At 61.9% G+C, this 24,619-nt stretch carries 27 protein-coding genes; 9 read left to right on the forward strand and 18 right to left on the reverse strand.

The features are described 5' to 3' along the window. Positions 1-145 precede the first annotated feature (145 nt). The 6 genes from SM765_RS03745 to SM765_RS03770 all read right to left on the reverse strand — a co-directional run bounded on the left by SM765_RS03745 (position 146) and on the right by SM765_RS03770 (position 6,958). Positions 146-703 carry a chemotaxis protein CheD gene (locus tag SM765_RS03745; RefSeq protein WP_274830765.1) on the reverse strand — a complete coding sequence of 186 codons (558 nt, stop codon included), beginning with the start codon at positions 701-703 and terminating at the stop codon, positions 146-148. 35 nt (positions 704-738) lie between these two features. Next, a complete protein-coding gene (locus SM765_RS03750) occupies positions 739-1,677 on the reverse strand; it encodes a CheB methylesterase domain-containing protein (RefSeq protein WP_274830766.1) in 939 nt (312 codons plus the stop codon). Positions 1,678-1,831: 154 nt separating this feature from the next. Beyond that, positions 1,832-3,715, reverse strand: a complete 1,884-nt coding sequence (locus SM765_RS03755; protein WP_274834743.1) for a methyl-accepting chemotaxis protein — start codon at positions 3,713-3,715, stop codon at positions 1,832-1,834. A gap of 434 nt (positions 3,716-4,149) precedes the next feature. Further along, positions 4,150-5,709 (reverse strand): trimethylamine methyltransferase family protein, encoded by a 1,560-nt coding sequence (locus SM765_RS03760; protein ID WP_274837437.1) that lies wholly within the window; start codon positions 5,707-5,709, stop codon positions 4,150-4,152. A gap of 214 nt (positions 5,710-5,923) precedes the next feature. Continuing rightward, positions 5,924-6,634, reverse strand: coding sequence for an HAD family hydrolase (locus tag SM765_RS03765; protein ID WP_274834745.1), 711 nt, complete (start codon positions 6,632-6,634; stop codon positions 5,924-5,926). Between the two features lie 39 nt (positions 6,635-6,673). After that, positions 6,674-6,958, reverse strand: a complete 285-nt coding sequence (locus SM765_RS03770) for a DUF3572 domain-containing protein (RefSeq protein ID WP_274834746.1) — start codon at positions 6,956-6,958, stop codon at positions 6,674-6,676. A 114-nt stretch (positions 6,959-7,072) separates the two neighbouring features. On the opposite strand from SM765_RS03770, the gene SM765_RS03775 reads away from it, so the two are divergent. Further along, a complete protein-coding gene (locus tag SM765_RS03775) occupies positions 7,073-8,473 on the forward strand; it encodes a diguanylate cyclase (protein ID WP_274837436.1) in 1,401 nt (466 codons plus the stop codon). Between the two features lie 54 nt (positions 8,474-8,527). Here the strand turns inward: SM765_RS03775 and SM765_RS03780 are convergent, their stop codons facing one another. Genes SM765_RS03780 through SM765_RS03795 form a run of 4 tightly spaced genes read right to left on the reverse strand, consistent with a single transcriptional unit; the run spans position 8,528 to position 10,610 of the window. Further along, positions 8,528-9,082: a periplasmic heavy metal sensor gene (locus tag SM765_RS03780; RefSeq protein WP_274834748.1), complete on the reverse strand. Its 555-nt coding sequence runs from the start codon at positions 9,080-9,082 to the stop codon at positions 8,528-8,530. Continuing rightward, the gene (locus tag SM765_RS03785; protein ID WP_274829551.1) at positions 9,079-9,483 is read right to left on the reverse strand and encodes a hypothetical protein; all 405 of its coding nucleotides are present in this window, start codon (positions 9,481-9,483) and stop codon (positions 9,079-9,081) included. The genes SM765_RS03780 and SM765_RS03785 overlap by 4 nt, the downstream gene beginning before the upstream one ends. Further along, positions 9,476-10,093 carry an RNA polymerase sigma factor gene (locus tag SM765_RS03790; protein ID WP_274829552.1) on the reverse strand — a complete coding sequence of 206 codons (618 nt, stop codon included), beginning with the start codon at positions 10,091-10,093 and terminating at the stop codon, positions 9,476-9,478. The genes SM765_RS03785 and SM765_RS03790 overlap by 8 nt, the downstream gene beginning before the upstream one ends. Positions 10,094-10,115: 22 nt before the next feature. Further along, positions 10,116-10,610: an EF-hand domain-containing protein gene (locus SM765_RS03795; protein ID WP_274832809.1), complete on the reverse strand. Its 495-nt coding sequence runs from the start codon at positions 10,608-10,610 to the stop codon at positions 10,116-10,118. Positions 10,611-10,806: 196 nt separating this feature from the next. On the opposite strand from SM765_RS03795, the gene SM765_RS03800 reads away from it, so the two are divergent. Further along, complete coding sequence (locus tag SM765_RS03800; protein WP_065271119.1) at positions 10,807-11,211, forward strand: DUF983 domain-containing protein; 405 nt, start codon at positions 10,807-10,809, stop codon at positions 11,209-11,211. Between the two features lie 28 nt (positions 11,212-11,239). Next, a complete protein-coding gene (locus SM765_RS03805) occupies positions 11,240-11,971 on the forward strand; it encodes an NUDIX hydrolase (protein WP_065271120.1) in 732 nt (243 codons plus the stop codon). Between the two features lie 30 nt (positions 11,972-12,001). Here the strand turns inward: SM765_RS03805 and SM765_RS03810 are convergent, their stop codons facing one another. The 3 genes from SM765_RS03810 to SM765_RS03820 form a co-directional block, all read right to left on the reverse strand. Continuing rightward, positions 12,002-12,904, reverse strand: coding sequence for an EamA family transporter (locus SM765_RS03810; protein ID WP_274837434.1), 903 nt, complete (start codon positions 12,902-12,904; stop codon positions 12,002-12,004). Between the two features lie 17 nt (positions 12,905-12,921). Beyond that, positions 12,922-13,812 carry a fatty acid desaturase gene (locus SM765_RS03815; protein ID WP_274834949.1) on the reverse strand — a complete coding sequence of 297 codons (891 nt, stop codon included), beginning with the start codon at positions 13,810-13,812 and terminating at the stop codon, positions 12,922-12,924. A gap of 67 nt (positions 13,813-13,879) precedes the next feature. Continuing rightward, positions 13,880-14,086, reverse strand: coding sequence for a DUF2061 domain-containing protein (locus SM765_RS03820; protein WP_065271122.1), 207 nt, complete (start codon positions 14,084-14,086; stop codon positions 13,880-13,882). Positions 14,087-14,236: 150 nt separating this feature from the next. Here SM765_RS03820 and SM765_RS03825 point away from each other — a divergent pair, with 150 nt between their 5' ends. Beyond that, positions 14,237-15,100: a helix-turn-helix domain-containing protein gene (locus SM765_RS03825; RefSeq protein ID WP_274834750.1), complete on the forward strand. Its 864-nt coding sequence runs from the start codon at positions 14,237-14,239 to the stop codon at positions 15,098-15,100. 59 nt (positions 15,101-15,159) lie between these two features. Here the strand turns inward: SM765_RS03825 and SM765_RS03830 are convergent, their stop codons facing one another. The 4 genes from SM765_RS03830 to bcoG all read right to left on the reverse strand — a co-directional run bounded on the left by SM765_RS03830 (position 15,160) and on the right by bcoG (position 18,773). Continuing rightward, positions 15,160-15,912 carry an SDR family oxidoreductase gene (locus SM765_RS03830; protein ID WP_274834751.1) on the reverse strand — a complete coding sequence of 251 codons (753 nt, stop codon included), beginning with the start codon at positions 15,910-15,912 and terminating at the stop codon, positions 15,160-15,162. 10 nt (positions 15,913-15,922) lie between these two features. After that, a complete protein-coding gene (locus SM765_RS03835) occupies positions 15,923-17,395 on the reverse strand; it encodes a carnitine 3-dehydrogenase (protein WP_274837433.1) in 1,473 nt (490 codons plus the stop codon). Between the two features lie 89 nt (positions 17,396-17,484). Beyond that, complete coding sequence (locus SM765_RS03840; RefSeq protein WP_274837432.1) at positions 17,485-17,859, reverse strand: hypothetical protein; 375 nt, start codon at positions 17,857-17,859, stop codon at positions 17,485-17,487. Next, complete coding sequence (gene bcoG / locus SM765_RS03845; RefSeq protein WP_065271127.1) at positions 17,856-18,773, reverse strand: 3-dehydrocarnitine:acetyl-CoA trimethylamine transferase BcoG; 918 nt, start codon at positions 18,771-18,773, stop codon at positions 17,856-17,858. Before bcoG ends, SM765_RS03840 begins: the two co-directional genes overlap by 4 nt. Before the next feature lie 135 nt (positions 18,774-18,908). Between bcoG and SM765_RS03850 the strand changes: the two genes are divergently transcribed. After that, complete coding sequence (locus tag SM765_RS03850; RefSeq protein ID WP_274837431.1) at positions 18,909-19,943, forward strand: GlxA family transcriptional regulator; 1,035 nt, start codon at positions 18,909-18,911, stop codon at positions 19,941-19,943. A 211-nt stretch (positions 19,944-20,154) separates the two neighbouring features. Here the strand turns inward: SM765_RS03850 and SM765_RS03855 are convergent, their stop codons facing one another. Then, complete coding sequence (locus SM765_RS03855) at positions 20,155-21,198, reverse strand: aldo/keto reductase (protein WP_274837430.1); 1,044 nt, start codon at positions 21,196-21,198, stop codon at positions 20,155-20,157. A 203-nt stretch (positions 21,199-21,401) separates the two neighbouring features. Between SM765_RS03855 and SM765_RS03860 the strand changes: the two genes are divergently transcribed. From SM765_RS03860 to SM765_RS03875, 4 genes are all read left to right on the forward strand, one after another. Further along, the gene (locus SM765_RS03860) at positions 21,402-21,803 is read left to right on the forward strand and encodes a rhodanese-like domain-containing protein (protein ID WP_065271130.1); all 402 of its coding nucleotides are present in this window, start codon (positions 21,402-21,404) and stop codon (positions 21,801-21,803) included. Between the two features lie 183 nt (positions 21,804-21,986). Then, positions 21,987-22,388, forward strand: a complete 402-nt coding sequence (locus tag SM765_RS03865) for a rhodanese-like domain-containing protein (RefSeq protein WP_065271131.1) — start codon at positions 21,987-21,989, stop codon at positions 22,386-22,388. A gap of 166 nt (positions 22,389-22,554) precedes the next feature. Continuing rightward, a complete protein-coding gene (locus SM765_RS03870; protein ID WP_368981413.1) occupies positions 22,555-23,295 on the forward strand; it encodes an ImuA family protein in 741 nt (246 codons plus the stop codon). Positions 23,296-23,359: 64 nt separating this feature from the next. Continuing rightward, positions 23,360-24,583, forward strand: coding sequence for an MFS transporter (locus SM765_RS03875; protein ID WP_065273556.1), 1,224 nt, complete (start codon positions 23,360-23,362; stop codon positions 24,581-24,583). Positions 24,584-24,619: the final 36 nt, after the last annotated feature.

Raw genomic sequence — 24,619 nt, forward strand, 5'->3', positions numbered from 1 at the left:
AACGGAGCAAGGGATAATTTCCCTCGCCCGTGGTTGGCGCTTTCCGCTGCGTGGGTGCTCACAATGCAAAAAGCCGGTCGCAACGCTGCGACCGGCTCTTTTTTAGAATGGGATCTGGCTGCGGTTCGGGACCGCCTGCGACAATTCAGAACAGAGTCAGATCGCCTGCGCCAGCCGGGGTGGCGGGTGCGGGTGTGGGTTGGCGTGCTGCCGCCACTTCCTGTTCGCCAAGACGCCGGTCGTTGGCAACCCGGGTCTGCTGGGCGCTGCCGGATGTCGGATGGAACCGAACCCGGCGGGCCGATGTGCCGCCCACGCTGGAGGAGATGCAGGGAATACCCTCGTCTTTCAGGAACTGCTGGACGAACTGCGCGTTTGAGGCACCGATATCGGACAGATTCACCGACATTTTTGCGCCGCCAAACACCTTGGCCTTCAGATTGCGGCGCTCGGCGCCCTTCTTCATAATGCCGTTGATCAGAAGCTCCATGGCGTGAATGCCATAGCGGGCGCTGACACCGCCACCATTGGCATTCGCCAGCAGGAAGTGGTTCATGCCGCCAACGCCATTCTCCGCGTCATAGATGCAGGCTGCAATGCAGGAGCCAAGCACAGTCGAGAAGACGACCGACGGATCCTTGGACACGCGGTAATCCCCTTGCAGGATGGTCACGGAGGTGGTGTTGGCGAATACTGACGTCACAGCGGTCTCCTTGTTTAGCCCGGGGAAAACCCGGCTCAGGTCTTGCAGGCCTGAAGTAGCGCTCCGGCCATGCGGGCAAGAGACACTTGTTTCTGTGCGGCTCCAGTTTCCCAGGCAACCCTTGGCATTCCATAAACAACAGACGATTTTTCGTCTTGTGCAAATGTGGCTGCCCCGGCTTTGCGCAACTCCAGAAGCCCTTTGGCTCCGTCCTGGCCCATACCGGTCAGGATTGTTGCGACCACGTCCTTTCCATATGGCATGGCAGAAGTGAACAAAGCGTCAACGGACGGGGTGTGGCCCGAAATTGGCGGTCCTTCTTTCATGCGAAGGCGCAGAGGTTTACGGGGCGATAGCCCCATGTGGCGGGTTTGTCCTGCGGCAACGTAGACATGCCCCGATTCAATCTGCATGCCGTCCTCGGCCGCAACCACCTTGGCGGCGCAGATCCGGTCCAGAAGGGATACCAGCCCGGGGCCGAAGTTCTTGCCGGTGTGCTGAACAATCAGCGTCGGTGGGCAATTCTGGGTGAAGCCGACCAATACGCTACGCAGCGCTTCGACACCGCCGGTGGAGGAACCGATCAGGATGAATTTCTTGAAATCGCGTTTGGGCGGCGGCGGAGCTGAGGCAGAAGTCCGCGCTGGGGCACCGCGCCGCGGCGCCTTGACCATCATGTCGTAATATTGGGCAAACTGGCGCGGGCTGTCCGCCTTTGTCAGTTCGAAAATACCCGCGCCTACGTTCAGCAACGGAGAAGACTGGCGTGCAGGTGTCGCACCCGGGCTATCCATGACCGAGACCCAGCGGGTGTCCACGGCCGAGAACAGTGCCAGCATCATTTCGAATTCTGGCAATCGGGTGAAACCATCCTCCACAAACGCAAAGGTTGGCTGCGCCGCTTCGGCCTGGTTGTAGGCCATCATGAGGTTGTTAGCCAAAAGCACTTTCATACCGGGATATGCGGCTTCCATGTGGCTTTGCAAAGAGCGGGCAAATGTCCGGTCAGTTGTTATTATTAATAGGTTCTGAGAGGTCAATTCTATACCCAGTCACGTTAGTTCGGTGAACAACCGAAAGTTACATAATTGGTGGGGCGCACCCTGTGCGCCCCGGATCGATGACAGGTTAAAAGTCCTGCCACTTGTCGATGGCGGCGTTTCCGTCCGTTGCGGCGACAGGGGTCGGAGTGATCTCGTCCAGATCCCAATCATCTTCGCCATGAGCCGTCGGTGCGATGGGTGCCGAAGGCTGCGGCATTGCGGTAATATTGCTGCCGCCCGTGATCTTGAAGTGGGCGACCAGTTCGGCCAGCTTGGTGGCGTCGCTGTTCAGCATGTGACCCGCAGCGGTGGCCTCTTCCACCATGGCGGCGTTCTGCTGGGTCACCTGATCCAGCTGCACAACGCCAGTGTTGATTTCCCCCAGACCGGTCGATTGCTCGGCCGCGCCCTCGGCGATATCGGTCACCAGTTTCGAGATGTGGTTGACCCGTTGCACAATATTCTGCAGCGCCTCGCCGGCCTTGCCGACAAGATCCACGCCACGTTCCACCTGTTTCGAGCTGTCGCCGATCAGGGTCTTGATCTCCATCGCCGCATCCGAGGACCGCTGCGCCAGGGCGCGCACTTCGGAGGCAACCACGGCGAAACCACGGCCTGCTTCGCCTGCGCGGGCGGCTTCGACGCCGGCGTTCAGCGCGAGCAGGTTGGTCTGGAAGGCGATGTCGTCGATGACACTGATGATCTGGGCGATATGGGTCGAGGATTGCTCGATCTCGGTCATCGCCGAAACCGCGCTTTGCACCACGACGCCGCTGTTTTCGGCTTCCTGCTTGGCCTCATCCATGATGTTTTCGACGCTGCGTGCGCCTTCGGCCGCGGATTTGACGGATGCTGTCAGTTCATCCAGCGCAGCAGCGGTTTCTTCGAGCGTTGCGGCCTGACTTTCGGTGCGGTGCGATAGATCATCCGAGGACTGGCTGATCTCAGCCGCGCCGTTGCGAATGCTGGAAGCGGATTCCACAACTTTCGACACCGTATCGCTGAGGTTTTCGACCGTCCGGTTGAAGTCGAGACGCAGCTGCTCGTAGTCCTCGGGGAAGGCGCTGTCGATACGCACGGTCAGATCGCCATTCGCGAGAACCGACAGGCGGCTGGTCAAAGTCTGTACCACCTGAGCCTGAGCCTGGTCGCGCTCTTTCTGTTCTGCTTCCAGTTCTTTCTGGCGGATCAGAGAGGTACGGAACACGTCCAGCGTGCGCGCCATATCGCCGATCTCGCTGTGGCTCGCCAATCCCGGAATCTCGGCACTGGTGTCCCCCTCGGCCATGGACTGCATACGGTCTTTGATCCGTTCAACCGGCTTGATCACGCTGCGCGCCAGGAAGAAGGCTGCAACCCCCATGGCTGCCAGTCCGATCACTAGCGCGATCAGGGCAGAATTGCGCATGGCGGCAACATCCGCCTCGATATCGGCCACATAGGCGCCAGTACCGACGATCCAGCCCCAGGGCTCAAACAGCTTTACATAGCCCATCTTTGCCTCGGGGATGTCCGAGTCAGGCTTGTTGAAGTGGAAAATGAGCGGACCGTGGCCCGTCGAATCCGCGATCTTCTGGAATTCCTGAAACACAAGGACGCCATTGACGTCTTCGAACATGGTCTGATCCTTGCCGATCAGCTGCTTGGCGACCGGATGGGCGACCATGTAGTTCTGCCGGTTCAGCGCAAAGAAATATCCCGCCGTGCCAAAGCGCGGCGTCTCAACCGCAGCGATCCCGCGTTCCTGGGCCTCTTCCGGGGTCAGGGAACCTGCTTGAACCTGCGCCTCCAGATCGGCCAGCACGCTGACCATGGCATCGGTCAGGCTGTCGAGTTCTTTTTCCCGCATCTCGTAGGCGTTGTCGACAGCGCGGGTCAGGAGCACAAAGGTCAAAGCGGCGGCAAGAGCAACCCCCAATCCTGCCAGCGCATAGATACGGGCCGGCAATCGGTAGAGAAACGTAGGCATAGTAGACTGGTCCTTTAGTGACGCTCATTTACATGCAAGGTTAGAGATACTTCCCTAATTTTCTCTTAGATTAACGTCGGTGGTTTTAGCCAACGCGGCCCTATAAGCGCACGAAATTCGGCCAAATACCTCAGGAAACCAGCCGGAAAACCATCCCAGGTTTTCACTATTCCGACACGGGACTCTGCCAAGAGAGTCTGCGTAAACCACGAAGACTGCAAGGAAAACACAAGCTATCGCGGTCACCGAAACTGAGACCGCCGCGCTCTGCCTCAGACCTGCGGCTCACAATCAGGGCAGACAGCAGTAACCAGAAAATCTGCGCATGCAAACTTTCTGGCCATTTAGACAAAATGACAGGGAATCAGAGGGCCACGGGTCATTTTGACCCCACGCTTGGCGTTTCCCTTATGACGCCCTGTCGCCGATTTTGATTAGAAATCTGTGGGTGCGCCGCCTTCGGCCTTGCGACGGGCCACGAAATCGCCCAGCTCCTCGCGGATCGCGTCGTCCATCGGCGGTGCCTCGAAATCGGCCAAAATGTCCTTATAGATCTTATGCGCCCGCTCCGGCGTCCAGACTGCACCTGCCGCCTCCCAGGCTTCATAGTTGCGCCAGTCGCTGAGGAAGGGTTGATAGAATGCATCCGTATAGCGGTCCTGCGTGTGTTTCAGGCCAAAGAAGTGCCCGTCGTTACCGACCTCCCGGATGGCATCCAGAGCAATCTCCTCTGGGCCGGTGGCGCAGATCTGCGGCTGCAAGTAGCGCTGGATCTGCTGCAGCACCTCGCAATCCATGATGAACTTTTCCGGGCTGGCGATCAGACCGCCCTCCAGCCAGCCAGCGGCGTGGTAGACCATATTGGTGCCCGACTGCACCGCCGCCCAGAGGGAATTCGACGTCTCCCACATGGCCTGCCCATCCGGCACATTGGCCGCACAGACCCCGGAAGAGCGCATCGGCAAGCCATAGTAGCGCGCCATCTGGCCGGTCATCTGGGTGGCGCGCATGTATTCCGGCGTGCCAAAGGCGGGAGCACCGGATTTCATGTCCACATTTGACGTGAAGGTGCCAATCGCACAGGGCGTGCCGGGCCGCACATATTGGAACAACGCAATGGCACAAAGCGATTCCGCCAGCGATTGCGCCACTGCACCTGACATGGTGACAGGCGCCATCGCCCCGGCCAGGGTAAAGGGCGTCACAACCACCGCCTGCCCCTTGCGGACCAACCGCAGACAGCCGTCGATCATCGGGAAGTCATGCTTCAGCGGCGAGGTCGAGTTGATGTTGGTGTACATATGCGGGCGGGACTCGAACTCTTCATGGCTCAGCCCCCCGGCGATCCGCACCATTTCCATCACGTCCTCAACCCGCTCCTTGCCCAGCGAGTAAGCGTGCATCACCTTGTCGGTCAGCGTCAGCTTGTCATAAAGCACATCAAGGTGGCGCACAGAGGCATGGATATCCACGGGCTCCACCGGATATCCACCGGCGAAATGGATGCAGTTGAAATACTGCGTCAGCTTCAGAAGGTTCCGGCACTGCTCCTGCGTGCCCGCGACTTTCTTGTTCAGCTCCATGTCCCAGTAGTTGGGCGGGGAGGAAACATTACCGAACAGGATATGATTGCCGCCAATGGGGATCCTGCGCTCTGGATTGCGCGGGGTGATGTCAAAGCTGTCCGGCGCCTTGCCCACCATCTCCATCACGAACTCGCGGTCCATCCGCACCAGATCGCCCTCGACACGGCAGCCTGCTTCTTTGAAAATCTCCAGCGCCTCGGGGTTGAGGAAGACAATACCGATCTCTTCGAGGATGCGCATGGCGCCATCGTGGATGGCTTCAACGCCTTCCGGGCTAAGCGGTTCAATGGGACGGTCAATGTTCACCGGAATCGACCAGGGCATCTGCGCCAGTGCCGCGTCTCCGCGCCGGGCCGCCGCGCCTGCTCTGCCGCCGCCGCGCCTGCGTCCCGCTGTTGCTCGTGCCATGATGACCTCCGTCCTGTTGAAGCGTCTGTGTTTTCTTGCGCCGTTCAACTGGCCCGAGAACGAGGCTTGCAACCTTTCCGTTCACGACATCCGCTGTCGTTTTTTCACTCCCCGGGGCGCATGGAGGCATTTTCTGGACACAAGTGAACAGTTCAGCCCAAATTTTTGGCTGCGCGGACAGCTCCGCACAGCAACATCACGTCAGGATCGCAGGTTATTGCGCCGCTGGCTGGCCCGCGCGGTCGAGCCATTCGGGAATATGGCCAATGTCCGGCAAGACCGCATCGGCGTGAGGCGCCAGATCCTGATGGCTGGCCATTCCGGTGAGCACCCCAAGACGGCGCATGCCCGCCGCCGCCGCCGCCTGCAGGTCATGCAGGCTGTCGCCAACCATCGCGGTCCGTTCTGGGGCGACGCCGCAGGCCTTGCAGAATGCCAAGAGCGGCGCGGCATCCGGTTTGGCGCCATGGCCGCTATCGAACCCGGCGACAAAGGTGAAGCGGTCCAGAACCCCTGCCCGCTCAAGCTGGCTCAGCGCCGACACTTCGGCATCATTGGTCATCACCCCCAGCACCTTGCCCCGCGCCAGCAGCCCGTCCAGGAAATCGGCAAGCGGCACGGCCTCGGCTAGCGCCGCATTGGCTGCGCCTTCGGCCAGAAACCGCTCCAGCTCGGCCTCGCTAATGTGCGGCACATGGGGCGCCAGGGCCGCCGCCACCTCACCGTTGGTGCCCGCGATCACGAAACTGTCCGGATGGAAACACTCCCGCTTCAGATCGAACCGCAGCGTGTCGGCCATGGCGCCTGCGAGGGCCACATCCCCGCCCGCGAGGCTTTTCAGCACCCCGGCCGCCCAGCTATTCCAGGTGGCAGCAAAATCAAAAAGGGTTCCGTCCTTGTCGAACAGAAAAGCATCTACCGGCATCACAAGGTCCTGATCAGAATATGGTCAGAGCACTGCATATCAGGTCCAGTGAACCTGCGCACCACCCGGAAGCGCCATCCGCGCGTGCATTGGCGTCTCATAACTGAGGCCCAGACTGTCACAGAATTCCATCACCCAGGAATCGTCCATCGTTAAGAAATCGAGCACCGAGCCCAAAAATTCCGGATCGGTGGCGCGACTGCGCAAATCATCCTCGCTGGCCCCGGTTGCGCCCATAAACACCGGAAACAATTCGTCATTTCCGGACAGCCAGGCAAGGGCCTGCAAGGCAATGGTTTCAGCTTGATCGGCGGAAAACTGCATATCGGCACCTTCCTGACACTTTGCGGCCATTTTAATGAAAATATGAAAGGGTTTATTAACCAGCAGAGGTGAAAACTTCTAGTCATCGAAACGCATGCCTCGAAAGGATTGCGCGTGCAGGGAACCATTCTGGTCATAGACGGTGTATCAACCAACCGCATCATGATGAAGGTGCAGCTTGCTGCCGCCTATTATGATGTCGTGCTGGCGACACAGGTCTCCGGTGTGCTGGAAATTGCCCGTGGCTGCCGCCCCGATCTGGTTCTGACCGCCAACTCCCTGCCCGATGGCAGCGCCGCAGATGTGAAACGGGAACTGACCCGCGACGACAGCCTGGCCGATGTGCCGGTGATCGCCGTCAGCCGCACGGATAACCCCATGCGGCGGCTTGAGGCGCTTTCGGCAGGGATCGACGACGTGCTGCCGCAACCGCTGGACGATGTGATCCTGCAGGCCCGGATCCGCAGCCTGCTGCGCACCCGCAGCGCCAATGAAGAACTGAACCTCCAGCGCGATGCCTCGCATGGCTTTGTCCTGCCCCTGACCGACCGCAGTCGCGCCCCCCACAACATCAAGGCAACGGTGGCGCTGGTGGCCGAGGATATCCAGACCGCGCGGGACTGGCAGGACCGTCTGTCCCACCACGTGCCGCATGACATCCGCACCCATCAGATCGGTGACATCCAGCCGTTGATGAGCGATCCCGTCGCCGATGTTTTCATTATCGAGCTGAACGAAATGTCGTCGGGCGTCGGTCTGCGGCTTCTGGCCGATCTGAGAGCCCGTGCCACCACCCGTCAGTCGGTGGTCATCGCAGTGCCCAATCCGGCCGATGCGCATATCGCCGCCGAAGCATTGGACCGCGGCGCCCATGATGTGCTGCAAAACGGCTTCAACGTCGAGGAACTGGCGCTGCGTCTTGGCACGCAGCTGCAATACAAGCACCGCCACGACCTGCTGCGCGACAGCGTCCGCAACGGGCTGCGCGCCGCTGTCGAAGATCCGATGACCGGGCTCTTCAACCGCCGCTATGCCAAACCATTTCTGGACCGCACCGCCCGCAGCGCCGCCGAAAGCGGCGATAAATTCGCTCTGATGCTGGCCGACCTTGACCACTTCAAGCAGATCAACGACCGCTATGGCCACCCAGTCGGCGACGCGGTTCTGATCGAAGCCTCCCGCCGGCTGCAAAGCCACCTGCGCCCGGTGGACCTGCTGGCGCGGGTTGGCGGCGAGGAATTCATGATCGTCCTGCCCGGCGCCAATGAACAGGAAGCGAGCGAGGCCGCCGTTGCCCTGTGCAACGCGATCAACAGCACTCCCTTTGATGTGCCAGAAATTGATGAACCAATCGCGGTGACGATTAGCATCGGCGCGGTCATTGGCGATGGTGCTGAGAAAGAGATGACAAATGTCACCTCTCTGATCGCCAAGGCAGATCAGGCGCTCTATGGCGCCAAGAACTCAGGCCGCAACCAGGTCACCCTGTCACGGCCCGACACAGCAGTCGCCTGAGCGCTCCTCATCGCTGCTATTAGTTTCCGGCACTGCCTACTTTGCGCAGCAATATCAGGGTTTCCCGGACCTATGCGCCTTGTGCCATTCCGCATGTCGGCGCAGCATCTCCCGCATCCGCTCGGCATAGCGAACGCGTTCATCTGCAGTCATGGCCTCCACCTGGGCGATCCAGGCCCGCTGCACCGAGATCTGAAAGGCCCGCCGGTTGTCGGCCTGCTGCTCCAGGACCCTGGCCAGCTGCCCGGCATCAAAGGGATCCCCCCGCAAGATCGCGATGACTGCCTCGCCCTCGGCGCGGCGGCGGGCCCCATAGCTGCCATGATCCCCTTCGGCGCGGCGGTGCAGTTCTGTCCGGGTCTCCCGGTCCAGATCGCGAAATATCATCGACCCGACCGAGGGAGGACGCTTGCCCGGATGCGATCCGTCATGCCAGCGCATGAACGCCCCGATCGCAAGCCCCGCCACCGCAAGGTTGGCAGCCAGAGACACCGCCAGAAGCACCTTCAGCCAAAGCCGCATTCCAGTCCGGGGTTCATCCGCTCCGCCGCCAGAGGAGCCGGGACGCGCTGTATTCGAAGAGGCCGGGGTTTGTCCGTCAGTGCTCATTCTGTCTCCTCACCCAGCATCACGGCCAGGTCGTAACTGTCGTATGGCAGTGCTGTCGTATCCACGGACAGCTGCGTGAACTCGGCCGGGTCCGGTAGGAAAGACGGCGGCGCCAGTCCAATCCACAGCCCGACAGCGCAGGCGGCCGCCATGCCGCCCATGGCCGGCCATCCGCCAACAGCAGCGCGAAACTGGCGCCACATCCCGATTGCGGATGAGGCAAATGTCGCGGCGGGGTTTTGCGCGGGGGGCACGGCCAAAGCCGCCGCCTGCCGGGCCTGAACATCCGCTGCATCCGCAAGAATGCGCGCACTCAGGTCATCCGGCAATGTCGGCTGGTCCCGCCGCGCCTCTTCGAACAGCGCCTCCAGCAGGTCGATATCTTTTTCGGTGTCAGCCATCGTGATACCCCAACTCTTCTCGGCGCCCGGCAAGCAGTGCCGCCAGCGCCCTCTTGCCCCGGGCAGTCAAACTTTCGACCGCCTCAACGCTAATATCCATAATTCCGGCGATTTCCGGATTTGCCAGCTCTTCCAGATGGCGCAAGATCACTGCCTGACGCTGCCGCTCGGGCAATTGCATCAGCGCCTCCTGCAGCGCATCATGGCGGGCCCCGTCCTGCATCGCCTCGGGCGCGCTTTGCGCCGGATCTGGCGGGTCGGGGACCGCGTCCAGGTCCAGATACCCGCCGCGCTGGCGACGTTTCAGATCGATGCAAAGGTTCATCACCACACGGTAGAGCCAGGTCGAGATCTTCGCCTCTCCGCGCCGCCACTCCGGAGCGATCCGCCACAGGCGCATCATCGCCTCCTGTGTCACATCCTCTGCTTCGGCCCGGTTGCCCAGAACCCGCATGGCCACCCCGAATGCACGGGGGCCAAGCCGCTCGGTCAGCAGGGCTGCCGCGCGCTGGTCGCCCTGGGCAAAGAGTTCCAGCAGCACCTCGTCATCCGGCGACGCGCTCACCTTGGGCAGGCCTTCCAAGGAAGCCCTGCCCGCTGATGTATCCATTCTTTGCAGCACGCCTGAAGGATCAGTTCTGCCCCATGCCCTGTTTCTGACCGCAATTCTTGCCGCCCTTGCCGCCATGATGCATACCACCACGGTTCATCCGGGCCTGGTCAAACTCTTCCTTTGACACAGCGCCATTGCCGTCCTTGTCCATCCGAGAGAACATATCACCACGCTTGGAGTGATCAGGCAACTCATCCTGACTGAGCGCGCCATCGCCATCGCTATCGAACCGTTCCATCATCCGCGCCGCACGCTGGGCTGCGCGCCGCGCACCCTCGGCCTGCATTTCCTCGACCGACAGTTTGCCGTCACCATTCGCATCAACCTGCGCGAAACGGGCCGCACGGTGGGCGGTCATTTCCTCGGGCGACACCGCGCCATTGCCATCGGCATCCAGTTCCTCGAACGACACTTTAGGGCCGTGATGGCCGGGACCCGATTGAGCAAGAGCAGCCGTAGCTCCGGCCAGGCCGGCAACTGCAACGATAGCGGCGATGAACTGCGTATGTTTCATGTCATCTTCCCTTTGATTGGTGGCAGCCCTGTGCTGCCCGATGCATAGAAGAAACGCCGCAGCCCGATCTTTCCGTCGCAAAAATGTGATTTACTTTTGCCTGCTATTTTTGCGGCATCCAGCCGCAGACCTTGTGCGCCCCCCTTTCCCTCGGGCAAGAAGCGCGCAAACATGCGTTTGCAACACAGGATATTTCATGACTGAGTCCCAAGCCGTGATGGCCCCCGACACCGATACCGAACGCGAGACAATGCCTGCCCTGCTGAAAGGCTGGCGTCAGAAATGCCCCGAATGCGGCAAAGGCAAACTGCTGCATTCCTACCTCAAGGTGAACGACAGCTGCAGCAATTGCGGCCTCGATCTGTCCGGCCACCGCGCCGATGACGGCCCCGCCTATCTGACCATTCTGGTGGTGGGCCATCTGATGGCGCCGCTGCTGCATGTGGTTTATTTCGCCTGGCGGCCGGCACCTCTCGTAACGTTCACAGTTTTCTCGATTGGCTGTCTGGCTTCGTCGCTGTATCTTCTCCCCAGACTGAAGGGGGTTGTCGTCGCCTATCAATGGGCGCGGCGGATGCACGGGTTCGAAGACAGAACCTGAACCCTTTGGGAACAAAGGGGAGAGGCAGATGAGCAGCGCAGAGGTTCAGGGCGTAACAAGTCAGGACAAAACGGCAATCCGCAACGCGGCGACGGTGATCGCCGTACGTGATCGGATGGCCGATGACCCGCAGGTCCTGATGGGCCAGCGTGGCGCCAAGGCTGCCTTCATGCCGAACAAGTTCGTCTTTCCCGGCGGCGCGGTGGATCTGGCCGACAGTTCCGTGCCGCTGGCCGATCCTCTGCCCGCAGTCTGCCGCGACCGCCTGTCCGAACAGGCGCCGCACGATCTGCACCACGCACTGGCCATTGCCGCGATCCGCGAGCTGTGGGAGGAAACCGGGCTCTTGCTGGGTACGCCGGGGGACTGGAGCGATCCGGTTCCCGAAGATTGGCAGGCCTTTGCGCAAAGCGGCCATCTGCCTTCGGCGCGGGCATTGCAATTCGTGTTCCGGGCACTGACGCCGCCGGGCCGCCCCCGTCGGTTTGATGCCCGATTCTTTCTGATCGATGCCGATGCCATTGTCGGCGATCTCGATGATTTCTCACAGGCCTCGGACGAGCTGTCGCATCTGCAGTGGATCCCGCTCAGCGAGGTCCGTACCTTCGATCTGCCCTTTATCACCGAAGTGGTTCTAGCCGAGGTGACTGGCCGCATCCGCGACACCAATCCGCCGGACAGCGTACCCTATTTCCGCAACGACGATGAAACCAGCCTGTTCCTGCGGCTGAAGGGCTATCCGATGCCGGAAAGCTCCTGAACCTGCTCACCCCTCCGTGACGGCGGAAGGTCAGATCGCCAGCACCAACGCGAGGATCGACAGGATCAGCAGTCCCATGCCGGTGATTTCGCGGACGGTGATTTTCTCCCGGAAGAACAGGACCGAGGCCAGCAGCGACAGCACCAGTTCGATCTGTCCCAGCGCCTTGACGTAGGCAGCGTTTTGCAAGGTGAAGGCCCAGAACCAGCAGAACGAACCGCCCATACTGGTCAGACCAACCCAGACCGCAACCCGGCGCGCCTGCCAGACGCGGGTGATCTCACCCTTTTCCTTGAGCGCCAGCCAGATCAGCATCAGCAATGTCTGCAAGGAGACAACCGATGCCAGCGTCACTCCGGCACGAAAGATCGGGTCCAGATCGCCCAGTTGCAGTGATGCCCCGCGATAGCTGACGGCGGAAAAGGCGAAAAGCACACCAGAGCCAAGCCCCAGCAGTGAGGCCTTGTTGGTCAGATGCTGCCACCAGGCGCCCTTCACTTCCGGAGTTTTCGACAAGACGAGAACTGCCGAGAGCCCGATCAGGATCGCTGCCCAGCCCGAGGGGCTGATCCCGTCCCCCAGCACCACAAGGCCGACAATCGCGGTCTGGATAACCTCGGTCTTCTTGAAGGTGATACCAACCGCGAAATTGCGCTGCTTGAACAGGGCTACCACACAGACCGTGGCGAGGATCTGCGCCGTGCCGCCGATGGTGGCAAAGACCCAGAACATGAGGCCTAGATGCGGCAGGCTCTGCCCTGTTGCCATCAGATAAGCCGCCAGTGCCGCCAGAATGATCGGCGCCGAATAGGCAAAGCGGGCAAAGGTCGCCCCGCCCGGGGACAGGGTGACACTGCTCAGAACCTTTTGCAGCATGAAGCGTACGGTCTGAAAGCTCGCGGCGGCGATTGAAACGGGAATCCAGGTCAGCATGATCAGCTTATGAGCGCTTATTTCCCCTTTTGCCAGAGCGGATGCGGCACCGGATCCTTGGCCCGCAGGAAATAGTCGCGAAAAATCTGCCGGTAGGAGGGGAACACATAGGCACGGTTGGCCGCCTGATAGAGCGCGCGGTGCCGATGATAGAGCCGCGGCAGCGCGTGCCAGGGCACGCCCGGGTGCATGTGGTGCACGATATGCAGGTTGTTGTTGAGGAACAGCAGCGCCAGCGGCCCGCGATCCTCGATCACCACGGTGCGGCCACGGACCTCTTCATGGGCGCGGTGTTCCAGAAAGGTTCGGATCTTCAGCAGTGCCAATCCCAGATAGGCGGCAATGGCATAGGCCCAGACCGGCATCGGCGCACGCAGCACCAGCCAGACCACCAGCGCGCTGCCGGCAATGTGCAGGAGCCAATCCGCAATCACCCGCCTGTCGCCCTGCCGGACGAGCTGCCAGTCCCCCGCCATGAAACAGATCTGCCCGATCAGCGGCCCCAGCAGCATCCGCCCCAGCAGGGTGTTGTTCATACGTAGAACGGCGCGTTTCCACCGCGCCAGCCCGCGCCAGACCTCGGGGCACATGAAGTTGCTTTCGGGATCGTCGAACGGGTCGGTCAGCCGCTCATCCTGATGATGCGCCAGATGGGTGTCGCGAAAGCGGCCGTAGGGGATCACCAGGTTGAGCGGCAGCGCCATCAGCGCCTCGTTCAGGATCCGGTTGCGGAACGGATGCCCGTGCAAGGCCTCGTGACACAGCGAAGAGTGAAAGGCGATCAACACGCCCGCCAGTACCACGGCGAGTGCCGTGCTGAAGGCCGAGAGCCAAAAAATCACCGCAAACCAGGCGGTATAGCAGATCAGGATCAGCACCAGCGTGCCCCATTCAACTCCGCGCGGCATCAGGTCAGAGGGCAGTATCGGCGCCTCCGTACCCTGGCTGTGTACCTCGGACATTTGCACGCGCGCCTCAGACATGCGCCCGCCCCCAGGCGATCCCGGCCCAGATCCGCTCATAGATCAGGTAGGTGACGAACCCCAGCCCCGTGTTCACCAGGGCCATCGCCCCGCCGACCGTCGCCGATCCGGTTGCAAGCATGCCCACAACCGTCATCACGGTCAGGCCAATCACATTCCAGATCACCGCTTTCACGACAGAACGTCTGCGCGTTTCCATAGTACCTCCTACACTGTGCTGACTGGAGCTGGCAGGCGGTGCCATCAGCCGCGCCCTGTCCTGCTCCTGCGCTCAGACTAGGCCCGGTACCGGATGTTCGACATTCTGAATGTAATTAACAAACTTCATCATATGTGATATTTGTTACCAATGGATACCAAAATTGACAAACGGGCTCGGGCGCAGCAATTCCGCGAACGCCTGAATCGGGCACTTGGTGAACGCGGGATGAGCCAAAGCGCCCTTGCCCGCCAGACCGGCGTGGACCGGTCCACCATTTCGCAGCTGCTCACCGATGACGGCGCCCGGCTGCCGAATGCGCATGTGGTGGGGTCCTGCGCCTCGGCGCTTGGCGTATCGGCGGATTGGCTGCTGAGCCTGTCGGACCGCCCCGAAAGCGCGGCAGAGCTGCTGGCCTCCAGCATGTCCGTCACCGAGGCGCCACGCGCCCTGGTGGATGAAAGGATTTTCGAATGGCATCGGGAGGCAGCGGGTTACAAGATCCGCCATGTGCCGGCCGCCCTGCCCGATCTGCTGAAAACCCGCGCCCTGCTGGAATGGGAATATGCGCCGCACCTGGGCCGCACTGCCGATCAGGCCATCGGCGCCTCCGAAGACCGCCTGTCCCTGATGCGGCAAGCCCAATCCGACTATGAAATCGCGATGCCGCTGTACGAGTTGGAAAGCTTTGCCAATGCCTGTGGCTACTACGAAGGTCTGCCGCTGGACATCCGGCTGGAGCAGCTGGATCATTTCGAGCGGCTTTGCACTCAACTCTACCCGCGGCTACGGATCTATCTCTTTGATGCAAAACGCCTGTTCGCATCGCCTGTGACCATTTTCGGGCCGCTGCTTTGCGTGTTTTATGCCGGAAGCCACTACATGGCATTCCGCGACCGCGAACGGATCGAGACCTTCACCAACCATTTCGACCAACTGATCCGCGAGGCGGATCTGACCGCCCGTCAGCTGCCCGAACGGCTGCGGGCCTGGAAAACCGGTATCCGCGATTAGGCACAGCTGCGCCCAGGCGCAGCTTCAGGCTCGGCCTGCGGCAGCAGGCCGAGCCACCTTCAGACCTTCGGGTCCGGGTTTTCGGTATGACCATCCACCGCGATCACCTGCCCCGACACCAGCCGCGCCGCGTCAGAGCCAAGGAAGACCGCCATATTGGCCACATCCGCGGCTGTCACCCAGGACCGCATCGAGGTGCCCGAAGCATATCCCTCATACACCGCATCGCGGCTCATGCCCTTCAGCGCCGCTTCCCGCTCCAGCACCCCCTCCATGCGCGGTCCTTCCACCGCGCCGGGGCAGATCGCATTGGCGCGGATGCCAAAAGGCCCCAGTTCCATCGCGAGGGTTTTCATCAGGCCAATCACCGCCCATTTCGCCGCCGAATAGGGCGCCCGGTTCGGATAGCCATAGATCCCCGCCGTCGAGGAGGTCAGCACGATCGCCCCCCGCCCCGCCGATTTCATCAGCGGCGTGGCATGTTTGGCGGCAAGGAAAGCGCCTTCGAGATTGACGCTGACACAAGAGCGCCAGTCCTCAAGGTCGATATCCTCGACCAGCGCGGTCGGCCCGGCGATGCCTGCATTGGCGCAGAGCACATCGAGCCCACCAGCGTCGGCGATCTTGTCGAAGACCGCCCGCATCTCCGGCTCGGACGCGGCATTCGCCGCGTGGCAGTGCCAGTGATCCGGCAGCGCCTCCAGCGCTGCGGGGTCGAGATCGGTGACCCATACCTCGGCCCCGGCGGCATCAAAAGCCTCGCCCATGGCGCGGCCAATGCCCGATGCCCCGGCGGTGATCAGAACCCGCATCGCCGCCGCCCTAGCGCGGCGCGCCGATGGCGCGACCCAGCCCCTCGGGGGCCGGCAGTGCCGCATGCGCCTCGGCGAATTTTGTCAGGTTCGCTGCCAGATGCGGCGCGGGCGGCGCCGAGCGGCGGGTTTTCAGATCCACATGCAGCAGCATGTGTTCCCCGGTCGCCAGCAGACGTTCACCTTCGTACATTTCATGCCACAGGTGCATCTTTTTGCCTTCGGCCATGATCAACCGCGTCCTGACCTGAATGGGATGGCCTGCATGCACCTCGTCGATGTGGCGGATGTGGGTCTCGGCGGTAAAGAAACTGCCGCCCGAGGCGATATAGTCGGCATCGCAGCCGATGATTGCCATCATTCGGTCGGTGGACTGGGCAAAGGCGTCCAGATAGCGGCTTTCGGTCATGTGACCATTGTAGTCTGTCCAATCCAACGGAACGGTGCGGTTCAAGGTCAGAACCGGCTGCGACAGGTCGGCGACGTCCTGCATGGTGCTGGCCAGCCCCATGGCGCCTTCGCGCGCCTTGTCATGGGCGTTCTGAAGCGCACCCGCGCCCCAGTTGGTATTGCCCAGCGCCCGCATCATGCCGACAAGGTTGTCGTCGCGGATCCGCTCCAGCTCACGGATCGAGTATTTGCCCGATTGCGCATCGGATTGACCGGCAATCAGGTCGACCAGCTCGTCGTTGTATTCCGGCACATCCATCAACTTGGTCCAGGGCCAGGTAAGGCAAGGGCCGAATTGGGCCAGGAAGTGCTTCATGCCCGCTTCGCCGCCCGCAACGCGATAAGTCTCGAACAGGCCCATCTGCGCCCAGCGGATGCCAAAGCCGTAGCGGATCGCATTATCGATCTCTTCGGTGGTGGCGATGCCGTCCTTAACCAGCCATAGCGCTTCGCGCCAGACCGCCTCCAGGAAGCGGTCCGCCACATGGGCGTCGATTTCCTTTTTCAGATGCAGCGGGTACATACCGATTTCGGTAATGATCGCCTTGGCTTTGTCGATGACCTCGGGCGTATTGGCCTCGGTCGTGACCACTTCGACCAGCGGCATCAGGTAGACCGGGTTAAAGGGATGCGCGACCACGATCTGCGCCGCATTGTCAAACCCCTCCTGCAATTGCGACGGCTTGTAGCCAGAGGTGGAGGAGCCGATCACCGCGCCCCGCGCCACATGCTGCTGAAGTTCGCCATAGACCTTCTGCTTCAGGTCCAGCCGCTCAGGCACGCTTTCCTGCACCCAGGAAGCGCCAGCAACCGCCTCGGCAATGGTCGGATGGAAAGACAGCGCGCCCTCGGCAGGCAGGGCCACGTTGCCAAGCCCCGGCAAGGACCGACGGGCGTTATCCAGCACATCCGTGATCTTGCGCTCCGCCTCAGGGTCGGGATCAAAGACCCGTACGTTCCAGCCGTTCAGAAGGAACCGGGCGGCCCAGCCGCCGCCGATCACGCCACCGCCAATGATTGCTGCTGTTTTCATGTTCTCATTTCCATTTGCATTTGGCTGTGCCTCTGCGCGGGCAACGCCTGCGCTTTCACAGGGCGCGCCGTGCACGCCATCCCATCAGTTTAGTCTTGTGGAGCTGCGCAGCGCACCAGATCGGCCGCGAACCCGTTTTCATCAATGATCTGCAGCCGATCATCCGGCGTCACCAGGAATATCTGCGCATCGCTGTACGCGTATCCCGCATCAAGGCATTGCAGTTTCAGAGCCCAGCTGTTGCCCACGCCGGTCTCGCTGATCTCCGCGATGTCACAGCTCCATTCCAGACCGAACAATCCTTCACGCCCGTACCAGTCAGGCGTCTGCTCTCCGACATCCCCGGCCCTGGCGCACCAGGCCGCATTGGGGGACCAGTAGCCCTCCCAAAGCGGTGCCTCCTCTGCGGCGGCAGACAGCGCCGCGCCGCAAAAGACCATGGATGTCAGAGCCCGGCGGATCACTTCGCCACCGGCGCCCGTTTGGTCAGGCCGAGCTGCTTGCGGACCTCTTCGGGGCCGATCACACGGGCACCCATGTTCTCGATGATGGTGCCTGCGCGCTCCACCAGCTGCCAGTTCTCGGCCAACACGCCCTTCTCCAGCCAGAGGTTATCCTCAAGCCCCACGCGTACATTGCCGCCCGCCAGAACCGAGGCCGCGACATAGGCCATCTGATCACGCCCCAGCGAAAACGCCGACCAGTCCCAGTCGTCCGGCACGTTATTCACCATCGCCATGAAGGTGTTGAGGTCGTTGGGCGCGCCCCAAGGAACCCCCATGCACAGCTGCACCAGCGCCGGGCTGTCCAAAATGCCCTCTTTCACCAGTTCCTTGGCGAACCACAGGTGGCCTGTGTCAAAGGCTTCGATCTCGGGCTTCACGCCCAGATCGGTCATCATCTGCCCCATGGCGCGCAGCATGCCGGGGGTGTTGGTCATCACGTAGTCGGCTTCAGCAAAGTTCATGGTGCCGCAATCGAGAGTGCAGATTTCCGGCAGGCATTCGGCCACATGCGCCATACGTTCGGTGGCGCCGATCATATCGGTGCCCGCGTCCTTGACCGGCAGCGGGTTTTCCACGTCGCCAAAGGTGATGTCGCCGCCCATACCGGCGGTCAGGTTCAGCACCACATCGGTGTCGCTGTCGCGAATGCGGTCGGTGACTTCGCGGTAAAGACCCAGATCGCGGCTCGGGGTGCCGGTCTCCGGATCGCGCACGTGGCAGTGGACCACGGCCGCGCCGGCCTTGGCTGCTGCGATGGCGCTGTCGGCGATCTGTTTGGGCGAGCGCGGCACATGCGGGCTGCGGTCCTGGCTGCCGCCAGAGCCGGTCACGGCACAGGTGATAAAGACGTCGCGGTTCATGGTCAGAGGCATGTTTTCGTTTTCCCCTCAATGTACAGGGTTTTGCCGTGGGTTATCCCCAGGCTCCTCCCCAGATTCCTGTTTGCGTTGACCTCTACTGTGCCTCAGCCTTCCGGGGAACAGTTTACGCAAAGCGAATCCGACTTGATGAAATCCGCGAAAAACATCCTGCAACCCGAGCATCGCCCGCTGAAATGCGCGGTTCTGGTGCTGGACGAATGCAACACACTGTCCTTTGCAGCAGCGGTCGACCCGATGCGCGCGGCCAACCGGCTGGCCGGTCGCTGTGCCTTTGACTGGGACTATATCAGCGCAACGGATGAGCCGCCGATGCTGACGAGCGGGCTGACGGTGCCGACCACGCCTCTGTCCCGGCTCGAAGGATGCGAGCTGATGATTGTGGTGGCCGGTTTCCAGCTGGCGCGCCACGCCACCCCCAGCCTGCTGGCCGGGCTGCGCCGCATTGCGGGCACAGGTGCCACCATTGCAGGCATCGACGGCGGTCCGTGGCTGATGGCCGAAGCGGGCCTGCTGAACGATCACCCCGCGACCACCCATTGGGAGGATCTGGAGAATTTCTCGGCCCGTTTCCCGGATGTGGATTGCCGCAGCGACCGTTTTACCGTGTCCGACGGACGGATGACCTCGGGCGGCGCCACCCCTGCGATCGAGATGATGCTGCATATCATCAGCGCCCGTCATGGCGCCGGATTTGCCGCCCGCGTCGCTGGTCTGTTCCTTTATGACGGGGCCGCCAGCATGGCTCGCCCGCAAAGCCGCCTTGGCGGACACAAGCACAACGCGCTGACGGCCAAGGCGAATGCGTTGATGGAGGCGGCGCTGGATGATCCGATGCCACTGTCCCGCATCGCAGAGAGCCTGGGCACCAGCCCGCGCAGCCTGCAGCAGCAATTCCGCCTGCGCCTCAACACCACGCCGCAGGACCATTACCTGCAACTGCGTCTGGCCGAGGCGCGGCGGCTGGTGACCGATACCGACCTGCCGCTGATGGATGTGGCCATGGCCACCGGATTCACTTCGCAATCGAGCTTTGCCCGCGCCTTCCGGCTGGCGCATGGCAGCTCGGCCCGGGATCTGCGTCAGGAGCGGAGTGAGACGCAATCCACGGCCTATTCCACCGCGGACCACGCCGCGCAGGATCACCGTCCCACCACCCACTGAGGGTGCAGCATGCGGGCCATCCCGGTCCCATGACCGGGAGGAAGGATCGCCAAGCACTCCCGCGCGTCACCGGCACATGGGACATGTACCGTTCCCTTTGGGCCAGGCTCGGAGCAGATGCGCCGAGCCTGGCCCAAGGCCGCCAAAGGGGTATCGGCATCAGCCGATGCACCTGCGGGCGCGGGAGGGCTCCGGTTCGGGTATTTGCCGATCAGTACGGCATCGGGTGGGCGCGATGGGCCGCGTCGATCTCCTCCAGCACCTGCGCATCCAGCGTCACATCGACCGATTGCAGGGCATGCTCCAACTGCGCAACGGTGGTCGCCCCGAAGATCGCCGAGGCCATGAAGGGCCGCGTGCGGCACCAGGCCAGCGCCATATGTACCGGATCCAGCCCGTGGCGCTTTGCGATCTCCAGATAGGCATCAACGGCGGCGTAGACCCGCGGCGAGTGGCGCCCGCCCAGCTCTGGGTTCAGAGTCTTGCGAGATCCGTCTGGCACCGCACCGCCCTGGTATTTCCCGGTCAGAAGTCCGGTTCCCAGCGGCGAAAACGCCATCAGCCCCACGTCTTCGTTGACGCTGAGTTCGGCCAGATCCGTATCATACATCCGGCACAGGAGCGAATATTCGTTCTGGATCGAGGCCGCGCGCGGATAGCCCTTTTCCTCGGACAGGCGCAGCCATTGGGCCGTGCCCCAGGCGCTTTCGTTGGAAAGACCAAAGGCACGGATATTGCCTTTGTCCACCTGCGCCTGCAGCGCCTCCAGGCAATCCAGCATATTGGCGAGGGTTTCCTCCCGGTTCTGGCCCGAGGGATCATAGCTCCAGTTCTTGCGGAACATATAGCTGCCCCGGTTGGGCCAGTGGAATTGGTAGAGATCAATGTAATCGGTCTTCAGCCGCTTCAGCGAGCCTTCGATGGTCGGCGCGATGGTCTTTGACGAGATCGCCTCTCCGTCGCGCACCACAGCAAGCCCCTCACCCGAGTGTTTGGTGGCCAGGATGTAATCACTGCGGCGTCCGGTCTTTTCATTCCAGTTGCCGATGATCGCTTCACTGTGGCCGACGGTTTCCTTGCTGACCGGGTTCACCGGGTACATTTCGGCGGTGTCGACAAAGTTCACGCCCGCCGCCAGCGCCATGTCGATCTGAGTATGTGCGTCAGCCTCGCTGGTCTGGGTGCCAAAGGTCATGGTGCCAAGGCACAGCTCGGATACCGTCATTCCGGTGCGGCCCAGAGGGTTCATTTTCATATCGCGCGATCCCTGTCTCAAACGTTTCAAAAGACACTACTCCTGACCCAAAGGAGTGCAACCCTATGCCGTTGGTCGCTTTACCTGCTGCCTCCAAAAAAGGCACACTCTTAACGCGAACAGGTACCGCCCGACCCGAACGGAAATCACGTAAGGACCCGGAACAAGACCCTGAAACATAACCCGAATTGAAGGAGCACCCCATGACATTTCCACTGAAGAAAAGTTACAAGGAACTCATCGCCGAAGCGGACAGCGTGGTGAAACACGTGACGCTCGATGAAGCCCAGGCGCTCCTAAGCCAGGCACGCTCCCAATTCGTGGATCTGCGCGACATTCGCGAACTTTACCGCACCGGCGTGATCCCCGGCGCGTTTTCCTGCCCGCGTGGCATGCTGGAATTCTGGATCGACAAGGAAAGCCCCTACCACAAGGAGGTCTTTGACGAAGAAAAGCTGTTTGTCTTTTACTGCGACAATGGCTGGCGGTCGGCTTTGGCTGCCAAGGCTGCGTTGGAAATGGGCCTTCCCGAGGTCCGGCATCTGGAGGGCGGCCTGGACGCTTGGATGGAAAGCGGCGGCGCCTTGTGTCCGGTTAAATGGTAACGCTGGCCTACCCGCACTGAGTGAAGAGAGGGCCTGCGCCCTTCTCTGGACGCCCCGGCACCTCCGAATGCCGGGGCGTCGTCATGTCTCCCTGCGCTTTCCTGCTGCCTGCCGCATCCGAGGGTCTTGCCGAGGGTGTGAAAATAGAACAGCCTGCGGCGGATCTAATCAGGGAGAGTCTCCATGCCACAGAACATCACCAAAGGCATCAAGGCCTTGCTTGCCGAAGCCAACGCCATGGTTGACACCATGTCCGTGGAGGACGCCAAAGAGAAAGCCCAGGACGAGTCTTACGTCTTTGTCGATCTGCGCGATATTCGTGAGCTGCAGCGCTCGGGCATGATCCCCGGCGCGTTTTCCTGCCCGCGCGGCATGCTTGAATTCTGGATCGACCCTGACAGCCCCTATCACAAGCCCATCTTCAACCAGGACAAAACCTATGTGTTTTACTGCGCCAGTGCCTGGCGTTCGGCGCTGAGCGCACGCGCGGCGATGGAGATGGGCCTGTCCCCGGTCATGCATCTGGAAGGCGGATTTACCAAATGGGCCGAAGAGGGCGGCGCCGTCGTCCCCCGCGAGAGCTGACCCACCGCCGGATATCACCCGCCCTGAGCGGCAAAAGGAAAGCGACACGGCCCTCCCGTGTCGCTTTCCTTTTGCCCCATTCCCCCTCCTTCATGCCTTGCCCTTTCTGCTGCACTCCCGCCAAACAATATTGAGAACAAAAAGAGAACATTGTAATCTGACAACCATGTCGATTCATCCCATCCCTCCACAGCTGCCTACCGAACTAGCCTCTGCTTCCACCCCTGGCCAAAGACAGCGAAAGGCCAGCGTCACCCTGCTCAGGGATATCGCCCTGCAGCGCGGTCGAGCGCATGAAGCCTGTGGTAGCGCCCGGTACAGTTTCGCGCTTTGGCTGGCCGGGGCGATGGCCGGGCCAGTGCTTTGGATCTCTCCGCCCCGGGACGCCGCAGAACTGAACCCCGACGGCATGGTGGATTTTGCGGATCCGTCCCGGTTTCTCTGGGTGACAGCCCCCCGATCCGAAGATGTTCTCTGGACCATGGAGGAAGCCTTGCGTAGCGGCGCCACCCCGCTTGTCATCGCGGACCTGCCCGCCCCCCCGGCCATCACCCCGGTACGGCGCCTGCATATGGCAGCTGCGGCGGGCGGGCCTCTGGCGATGGACGGAAACGCGCCGCTGGCGCTGCTGCTGACGCCCGGCGCGGGTGGCGCCGAGGGCATCGAAAGCCGCTGGACCATGCGCCCCGCGCATCAGTACCGCAATCGTATCTGGCAGTTGGACCGGCTGCGCGCCCGCGCCCTGCCCCCGCGCAGCTGGCAGCTGACACAACGGGCTCCGGGCGGCCCTTTGACTGAAACTGTCGCCCCTGACACGTCCACTCCCTCCCCCGGACAAGAGCAAGGCCAGAGCCGAGCCACGCCCCCAATGGAAGAAGCCGGGAAGCAAATCAAAAAAGTTAGCTGAATACGACATGATCTGACGAAAAGGGCTAGCAATCCCCACGCGCATTGGCACAGTCGGCAACACCATGCGCCTGATCCTTTCCTTTGCCGCCCTGTTCCTTTCTGTCATTCTGTTGCAGCTCTCTGCTGGCGGCGTCGGACCGCTGGATGCGATCTCGGGCCTGACGCTCGGCTTTGACAAGCAAGAAATCGGTCTACTGGGGTCTGCGCATTTTCTGGGCTTTTTCATCGGCTGCTGGTGGGCCCCACGGCTGATGGGCACGGTGGGCCATTCCCGCGCATTTGCCGTCTGCACCGCCCTCGGGGCGATGGGCCTGATCGGACACACCCTCACCGAAGCGCCGCTGGCCTGGGCCGCGATGCGCATCGCATCCGGGCTGTCGGTGGCTGGTTGTTACACGGTGATCGAAGCCTGGATGAACGCCAAGGTCACCAACGAAAGCCGTGGCCGGGCCATGGGCACCTACCGGCTGGCCGACCTGATCGCCTCCCTTGCGGCGCAGATGATGATCGCGGTACTGCCACCGGCCTCTTACGTCTCCTACAACCTTCTGGCCCTGCTTTGCTGCGCCGCGCTCTTGCCGCTGACCCTGACCCGCAACAGCCAGCCCGCAACCCCAGCCGCGCCGCGCCTGCGGCCCGGGCTGGCCTGGCGCTGTTCGCCACTGGCCGTTGTCGGCGTCATCGTCGCCGCGATCGGCGCCGCCTCGTTCCGGATGGTGGGGCCGATCTACGGCACCGAAGTTGGGTTGGAGCTGAACCAGGTTGCCTTTTTCCTTGCGGCCTTCGTGCTGGGCGGCGCACTCGCACAATACCCGGTGGGCTGGCTTGCGGACAAATATGACCGCCGCTGGGTGCTGATCTGGCTGTCAGCAGCCGCCATTATGTCTTGCGGCCTGACGATCCTCATATCGGGTCAAAGCACCGAGGCCACCATGATGATGGCAGGGCTGTTTGGCTTCACCGCCTTCCCGGTGTTCTCGGTCTCATCGGCCCATGCCAACGACTTTGCCACATCAGACGAGCGGGTCGAACTCTCTGCCGCACTGATGTTCTTTTACGCGCTCGGCGCCATCGCTGCGCCTTATGTATCCTCTGCACTGATCAGCGGCTACGGCCCCAAGGCGCTGTTTGCCTTTATCGCGGTTGGCCATTTCGGGCTGATCCTGTTCGGCCTGTCGCGCATGCGCTCGCGCCCGACCCCGGACGAACGCACCAACTACGTCTACGCCCCGCGCACCTCCTTTACCATCGGACGGTTGATGAAAGGCTCGCGCGAGAAACGCTAGATCCCACGAAAAAGGGCCGGAAAAATCCGGCCCTTT

The organism is Pseudophaeobacter sp. 1A09344 (assembly GCF_041008745.1).
Taxonomy (GTDB): Bacteria; Pseudomonadota; Alphaproteobacteria; order Rhodobacterales; family Rhodobacteraceae; genus Phycobacter; species Phycobacter gallaeciensis_A.

Bases quoted from the DNA above. Each gene is read 5' to 3' on its own strand.
- SM765_RS03780 (WP_274834748.1), bottom strand. From the start codon at position 9,082: ATGAGCACTGACGGACAAACCCCGGCCTCTTCGAATACAGCGCGTCCC.
- SM765_RS03835 (WP_274837433.1), bottom strand. From the start codon at position 17,395: ATGAAAACAGCAGCAATCATTGGCGGTGGCGTGATCGGCGGCGGCTGG.
- SM765_RS03770 (WP_274834746.1), bottom strand. From the start codon at position 6,958: ATGCAGTTTTCCGCCGATCAAGCTGAAACCATTGCCTTGCAGGCCCTT.
- SM765_RS03800 (WP_065271119.1), top strand. From the start codon at position 10,807: ATGACTGAGTCCCAAGCCGTGATGGCCCCCGACACCGATACCGAACGC.
- SM765_RS03795 (WP_274832809.1), bottom strand. From the start codon at position 10,610: ATGAAACATACGCAGTTCATCGCCGCTATCGTTGCAGTTGCCGGCCTG.
- SM765_RS03810 (WP_274837434.1), bottom strand. From the start codon at position 12,904: ATGCTGACCTGGATTCCCGTTTCAATCGCCGCCGCGAGCTTTCAGACC.
- SM765_RS03755 (WP_274834743.1), bottom strand. From the start codon at position 3,715: ATGCCTACGTTTCTCTACCGATTGCCGGCCCGTATCTATGCGCTGGCA.
- SM765_RS03815 (WP_274834949.1), bottom strand. From the start codon at position 13,812: ATGCCGCGCGGAGTTGAATGGGGCACGCTGGTGCTGATCCTGATCTGC.
- SM765_RS03870 (WP_368981413.1), top strand. From the start codon at position 22,555: ATGTCGATTCATCCCATCCCTCCACAGCTGCCTACCGAACTAGCCTCT.
- SM765_RS03825 (WP_274834750.1), top strand. From the start codon at position 14,237: ATGGATACCAAAATTGACAAACGGGCTCGGGCGCAGCAATTCCGCGAA.
- SM765_RS03765 (WP_274834745.1), bottom strand. From the start codon at position 6,634: ATGCCGGTAGATGCTTTTCTGTTCGACAAGGACGGAACCCTTTTTGAT.
- SM765_RS03865 (WP_065271131.1), top strand. From the start codon at position 21,987: ATGCCACAGAACATCACCAAAGGCATCAAGGCCTTGCTTGCCGAAGCC.
- SM765_RS03830 (WP_274834751.1), bottom strand. From the start codon at position 15,912: ATGCGGGTTCTGATCACCGCCGGGGCATCGGGCATTGGCCGCGCCATG.
- SM765_RS03805 (WP_065271120.1), top strand. From the start codon at position 11,240: ATGAGCAGCGCAGAGGTTCAGGGCGTAACAAGTCAGGACAAAACGGCA.
- SM765_RS03850 (WP_274837431.1), top strand. From the start codon at position 18,909: ATGAAATCCGCGAAAAACATCCTGCAACCCGAGCATCGCCCGCTGAAA.
- SM765_RS03750 (WP_274830766.1), bottom strand. From the start codon at position 1,677: ATGGAAGCCGCATATCCCGGTATGAAAGTGCTTTTGGCTAACAACCTC.
- SM765_RS03785 (WP_274829551.1), bottom strand. From the start codon at position 9,483: ATGGCTGACACCGAAAAAGATATCGACCTGCTGGAGGCGCTGTTCGAA.
- SM765_RS03860 (WP_065271130.1), top strand. From the start codon at position 21,402: ATGACATTTCCACTGAAGAAAAGTTACAAGGAACTCATCGCCGAAGCG.
- bcoG (WP_065271127.1), bottom strand. From the start codon at position 18,773: ATGCCTCTGACCATGAACCGCGACGTCTTTATCACCTGTGCCGTGACC.
- SM765_RS03875 (WP_065273556.1), top strand. From the start codon at position 23,360: ATGCGCCTGATCCTTTCCTTTGCCGCCCTGTTCCTTTCTGTCATTCTG.
- SM765_RS03760 (WP_274837437.1), bottom strand. From the start codon at position 5,709: ATGGCACGAGCAACAGCGGGACGCAGGCGCGGCGGCGGCAGAGCAGGC.
- SM765_RS03855 (WP_274837430.1), bottom strand. From the start codon at position 21,198: ATGAAAATGAACCCTCTGGGCCGCACCGGAATGACGGTATCCGAGCTG.
- SM765_RS03790 (WP_274829552.1), bottom strand. From the start codon at position 10,093: ATGGATACATCAGCGGGCAGGGCTTCCTTGGAAGGCCTGCCCAAGGTG.
- SM765_RS03820 (WP_065271122.1), bottom strand. From the start codon at position 14,086: ATGGAAACGCGCAGACGTTCTGTCGTGAAAGCGGTGATCTGGAATGTG.